This window comes from Phyllobacterium sp. (genome assembly GCF_037994425.1).
Taxonomy (GTDB): domain Bacteria; phylum Pseudomonadota; class Alphaproteobacteria; order Rhizobiales; family Rhizobiaceae; genus Phyllobacterium.
Genome location: NZ_JBBNAM010000184.1, coordinates 1 through 4,984, shown reverse-complemented (window position 1 = coordinate 4,984; position 4,984 = coordinate 1). Strand labels below are relative to the sequence as shown.

Annotated in this window: 5 protein-coding genes and 1 pseudogene; 1 reads left to right on the top strand and 5 read right to left on the bottom strand. The window is 59.9% G+C overall.

Annotated features, from left to right (window positions below; all coding sequences use genetic code 11):
• Positions 1-104, bottom strand: a pseudogene (locus tag AAAB35_RS13260) (PTS beta-glucoside transporter subunit IIABC); the annotation flags it as partial.
• 40 nt (positions 105-144) lie between these two features.
• Positions 145-579, bottom strand: a complete 435-nt coding sequence (locus AAAB35_RS13255) for a transcriptional regulator GutM (RefSeq protein WP_340668740.1) — start codon at positions 577-579, stop codon at positions 145-147.
• A 172-nt stretch (positions 580-751) separates the two neighbouring features.
• On the opposite strand from AAAB35_RS13255, the gene AAAB35_RS13250 reads away from it, so the two are divergent.
• Positions 752-1,387, top strand: coding sequence for a hypothetical protein (locus AAAB35_RS13250; RefSeq protein WP_340668739.1), 636 nt, complete (start codon positions 752-754; stop codon positions 1,385-1,387).
• A 14-nt stretch (positions 1,388-1,401) separates the two neighbouring features.
• On the opposite strand, the gene AAAB35_RS13245 is transcribed toward AAAB35_RS13250, so the two are convergent.
• From AAAB35_RS13245 to pdhA, 3 genes are read right to left on the bottom strand one after another with little or no spacing between them, the layout of a single operon-like run.
• The gene (locus tag AAAB35_RS13245) at positions 1,402-2,760 is read right to left on the bottom strand and encodes an acetoin dehydrogenase dihydrolipoyllysine-residue acetyltransferase subunit (protein WP_340668738.1); all 1,359 of its coding nucleotides are present in this window, start codon (positions 2,758-2,760) and stop codon (positions 1,402-1,404) included.
• A gap of 2 nt (positions 2,761-2,762) precedes the next feature.
• Entirely contained in the window at positions 2,763-3,761 is a 999-nt protein-coding gene (locus AAAB35_RS13240; RefSeq protein WP_340668737.1) for an alpha-ketoacid dehydrogenase subunit beta, read from the bottom strand.
• A complete protein-coding gene (pdhA, locus tag AAAB35_RS13235) occupies positions 3,758-4,801 on the bottom strand; it encodes a pyruvate dehydrogenase (acetyl-transferring) E1 component subunit alpha (RefSeq protein ID WP_340668736.1) in 1,044 nt (347 codons plus the stop codon). The genes AAAB35_RS13240 and pdhA overlap by 4 nt, the downstream gene beginning before the upstream one ends.
• Positions 4,802-4,984 lie beyond the last annotated feature (183 nt).

Below are 4,984 nucleotides of genomic sequence, written 5' to 3'. Positions count from 1 at the left end.
GCCTGTTTGCCGTGCAGCGCCGCGTCCGAGACCATCGACCCGGCCACCGAAATGTGGTGCGCGGCGATGTCGGCATGTTGCGCCAACATTGTTAGAATTGACATGTTCCCTCTCCTCCTTGCCGACCGCGGTAAGCGGCCGTCCCTATGCGTTGACTGCCCTAATTCCCGATAGGCCAGGCTTCGGCGGGTCCGCCCTCGCCCGGTCTATTTGTTCAATTGCCCGCTCTGCCGCCTTGGCCAGAGCCGGATCACCCAAGCCAGACACCACCGGGTCTGTACGCAGCGCACTGAGCGAGATCCCCTCGAACTCTTCGCGCCGCTTGAACTTCGCAAAAACCGACCGCCCGCTCATGACGAGAAACCGCTGGATCGTCAGGTCGCGTGTTGCAACGATGAGGACGATCACGCCCTTGCCGAGGCGGCCACGGACATTGCCGGCGCCAACAAAGCCATCATTGTATTTGGAGGTGATACCCTTCATCACATCGGTGTAGTGACGCATCTGGTACCAGACGCCCAGCGACTGCAGCGCCCACAAGAATCCGAGGGCAAGCAATCCCCATTGCCACATTGCCATGTCATAAACCTCCCATCGCCCGATCGCCAACATATGTCATGATCGAACGAAAAAATATAGAACATTTGTTTTTCGTAATGTCAATATGTATGATTTCGGCGCGCGCTGAAATGTGTACTGAGGATGCATGAAAGCGTATGACGTGTTAACATCCGAGGGAAGGTACGAGCACATGGATTTTCTGTTTCGAGATGAACTTGTCCACACTCCGGATCTGCGTCATCGGTTGCGCCGGTTGCGGTGGTTTCGCATGGCATTCCGCAAGAATGCCGCGGTGATCGCCGACCACTACGGCTACCAGTTCAGCATCGACGAAACCAAGCTTACCCGCGCTTTTCTCAACTGGATCGAGACGGTCGAACAGCAAAAGTCCTATGCGCGCATTGACCGGAAAGATTTCATTATCTTTGCCGCCGGGCTTGTCTTGAAGGAACTTATCACTGAAGCACCCGCAGCGGTGTGCGGGCAGCCGCAACACGGTTCGTCCGCAAAGACCGAGATGCAGGACATCATCGCCTTCTGGCCGGAGGGCTTCCTTTACACAAACTTCTGCGTTGGAACGATTGCGGCCATCTATGAGCAGGAATTCGGTACGGCCGCACGGATCGACGACTGCGCCGATGATTTGCGCACCTGGTGGTCATACCGCGAGAACGTCGAGGAGATGCCGGGATATGCGATCGCCTTCCTCGACAAGTTCCTGGGGGCCGAGCCAAACTGGGTGATGCCCAACCTGGCCTCCGCCCGCAGCGCCATCCGCCGCGCCATGATTGCGTCCCGGAACAACCAGCGCGCCATTTCCGAATAATCGTCCCGGGTGAACTAGGCGACCGCCCGGCTAACCTCGTTCAAGATGCGCATGACCTTCTCGCGTTGTTCGAGCTGCGGCATGTGGCCGGTTCCGGCAAAGACATGCACCGCGACCTCGCCCGGAAGGCCCGCGGCATGGCCTGCGGGTATGATCCGGTCAGCCGCGCCGAAAATCACCCGGGTCGGCACTCGCAGGTTGCCGAGGCTTGGCCTGATGTCGATAACCTGCGTTCCGTCGGCAAAGAAGCGATCCGCCACCTGCTGCTGCGCTTCGCGCAGGGCCGCGTCTTGCGACTGCGTCAGTGTCGCATTAACGAACGGCTTGGTCAGTAGGCTTTCGTCCTGGACGAGTTGCTTCATCCAGGCGACGAGGCTCGCCTCGCTGCGCGCCCGAACGAAGCCAGCGAGGAATGCGGCGTTGATCTCGGGTCCAAGGCCCGCAGGTGCTATCAGCGTCAGTGCGCGAACATCGAGATTGTTTCGCGCTGCCACTTCCGTTGCGACTGCCCCACCAAACGAATGGGCGACCAGAATGATTGGGCCCGAATGGTATGCAGCGATCGTCTGTTCGACGAGCGCCGCGATGGCATCGAGATCGCAGGGAATCGTACGGTTCGATCCACCATGGCCCGGCAGATCGATCGCAAGGATAGGATTGTCGAGCGTGCCGCCGCCAAGCATTGGCCGCCAGCTATTGAGATCCGAGCCGAAGCCGTGGATGAGAACGACCGGCGCGTGGCCGGCGCCGCCCTTGCCTTCGCGCAGCCATACGGCATTGAGCGGCGCTTCTCCGGCTTTCTGAACAGGCGCTGGCGAGCGCGCATCTGCCGGTGCACTCGGTCTTGCGGAATTCGCACCCGACTTGAGCGCGGTTGCCTCGACATCCTTCTTCTGGATGCGGCCCTTTGGGCCCGAGCCCTTGAGCGAGGCAAGATCAATCCCCGCCTCGCGGGCAACACGGCGCGCCAACGGCGTGGCGCGGACGCCATTGGCCGCCGCAGCGACAGGAGAAGCGTCGACCGGTGCCGTCTGAACAGGCGCAGTCTCGACAGGCTTTGGCGCATTGGCCGGCTGCTCGGAGGCGATTGGGGCAACTGCCTCCGCCTTGGCGGGGGTGGCTGCATAGGCTTCACTTTCCCCATAGATCCAGGCGACCGCCTGCCCTACAGGCACGGTCGTGCCCTCTTCGGCCTTCACGTCGCGCAGGATACCGGAAGACGGCGCGTCCACTTCCATGGCTGCCTTGTCCGTTTCGATCTCGAACAGAAGCTGCCCTTTGGAGACGCTGTCGCCTTCCTTGGCATACCAGCGTGAAATCTGGCCGCTTTCCATATCCATGTCGACCTTGGGCAAGATCACTTCGACGGGCATGACTAACGCACCCCTTTGACGAGATCGCGGGCGCTTGCAATGATGCCGGGCACCTGCGGCACTGTCGCTTTCTCAAGGTCCGGATTATAGGGGATCGGCGTCTCGGCGCCACCAAGGCGCACGATCGGCGCGTCGAGGTAATCGAACGCCTCGCTCTCCGCGATCATGGCGCTGATCTCTGCGCCGACACCGAGCGTCTTGACGCCCTCGTATACGCACATCAGCTTCGACGTCTTCTTGACGCTGGCGATGATCGTCGCCTTGTCCATTGGCCGCACCGTGCGAAGGTCGACGACCTCAACGCTGATGCCCTCCTTGGCAAGCACCTCGGCCGCTTCGAGCGCCTTGTGAACCATGATTGCCGTCGCAACGATGGTCAGATCAGTTCCTTCGCGCATGACGGCAGCCTTGCCGATCGGCACGGTATAGTGACCTTCTGGTACCGGACCCTTCATCTTGTAGAGCAGCTTGTGCTCAAAGATCATCACCGGATCCGGGTCTTCGATTGCGGCAAGCAGCATGCCCTTGGCATCGTGAGGCGTCGACGGCTGGATAACCTTCAGGCCCGGCACGTGGCCGAGCCAGGCCTCGAGGCTTTGGCTGTGCTGCGCGGCAGCGCCGGTGCCGGACCCCGCCGGAAACCGCATGACCAGCGGCACTGATACGGCGCCGCCGAGCATATACCTGATCTTTGCCGCCTGGTTGACGATCTGCTCCATGGCGAGGGCGGCAAAGTCGGAGAATTGGAATTCGAAGATTGGGCGCATGCCGGTCAGTGCCGCCCCGACGGCCACGCCCGCGCCGCCAAGTTCCGAGATCGGCGTATCCATGACGCGATCTTCCCCGAAGCGATGCACGAGATCGCCAGTCACCTGAAACGCACCGCCGTAAACGCCGATGTCCTCACCCATGAGGAAGACGCGTTCATCCGCCTCCATGGCAATCGCCATGGCTTCCTGGATGGCCTGCGAATAACTGAGTTCGCGAATTGTCTCGTTCATTGAATATCAACCGTATAAACGTCGCGGGTGAGATTGCTCAAGTCCGGTGAGGGACTGTTCTTGGCAAACTCGATTGCTTCGGCGATTTCCTTCTCGGCGTCGGCGCGGATCGCTTTTATTTCGCCATCATTGACGAAGCCGAATTCCTTCAACTGTTCCTGGAACAAATGAATGGGATCTCGATTGTTGATCCAGTCCTCGATCTCTTCCTTGGTGCGGTATCGGTTGCGATCGCTCTTGGAATGGCCGCGATGCCGGTAGGTCTTGCACTCGATGAGGGTCGGGCCTTCGCCGCGCCGCGCCCGTTCGACAGCTTCGTGCGAGGCTTGGGCAACATCGGAAAGATTGTTGCCGTCGACGATGACGCCCGGCATGTTGTAGGCAACAGCCCGGTCGGCGACATTGGCAACCGCTGTTGAACGTTTGGTTGAAGTGGACATTCCGTAACCATTGTTTTCGCAGACGAAAACAACCGGCAATTTCCACACCGCAGCCATGTTGAGCGCTTCGTGAAATGCACCTTCATTGTTGGCGCCATCACCGAAATAGGAAATGACGACCTTGCCGTTCTTCTGCTTTTTGGCAGAGAGTGCCGCGCCCACCGCGATTGGAATGCCGCCGCCAACGATGCCGTTGGCGCCGAGATTGCCCTTCGAAACGTCGGCAATGTGCATCGAGCCGCCACGTCCCTTGCAATAGCCCGTCTCCTTGCCGAAAAACTCGGCAAACATCTTCGAGACTTCCGCACCTTTGGCGATGCAGTGGCCGTGGCCACGGTGCGTCGAAGTAATCATGTCGTCATCGGCAAGCGGCAATGATATGCCGACAGCACTCGCTTCCTGGCCGATCGAAAGGTGCATGGTTCCGTGGATGAAGCCGCGCGTATAGGATTCCTCCGCCCCTTCCTCGAAACGGCGGATGAGGTACATCTTGCGCAGCGCCTCCTTCAACTGTTCCGGCGGATAATGCCGGAATGCAAAGGGAAGATTACTGCCATCGTCCTTCAGCTTGGCATTTGAACTTCTGGCGGCGGAAGCCATTTCGGCACTCCTTGTTTGAGTCGTGGTCGTTTGGATCGATCTTGATGCTTTTTCGTTCAGGCGCCGTAGACGAGCCTGTCCTGGCGGGCCCTGAGTTCGACGATCTTCGAGCCCGGCACGGGCGCCGCATTGGCGCTGGTGATGAGTTCGCCCTTCCTGATCGGCGCGGTGACCGTGCCGCCC

Coding starts and splice junctions, on each gene's coding strand:
- AAAB35_RS13245 (WP_340668738.1), bottom strand. CDS start 2,760: ATGCCCGTCGAAGTGATCTTGCCCAAGGTCGACATGGATATGGAAAGC.
- AAAB35_RS13255 (WP_340668740.1), bottom strand. CDS start 579: ATGGCAATGTGGCAATGGGGATTGCTTGCCCTCGGATTCTTGTGGGCG.
- AAAB35_RS13240 (WP_340668737.1), bottom strand. CDS start 3,761: ATGAACGAGACAATTCGCGAACTCAGTTATTCGCAGGCCATCCAGGAA.
- pdhA (WP_340668736.1), bottom strand. CDS start 4,801: ATGGCTTCCGCCGCCAGAAGTTCAAATGCCAAGCTGAAGGACGATGGC.
- AAAB35_RS13250 (WP_340668739.1), top strand. CDS start 752: ATGGATTTTCTGTTTCGAGATGAACTTGTCCACACTCCGGATCTGCGT.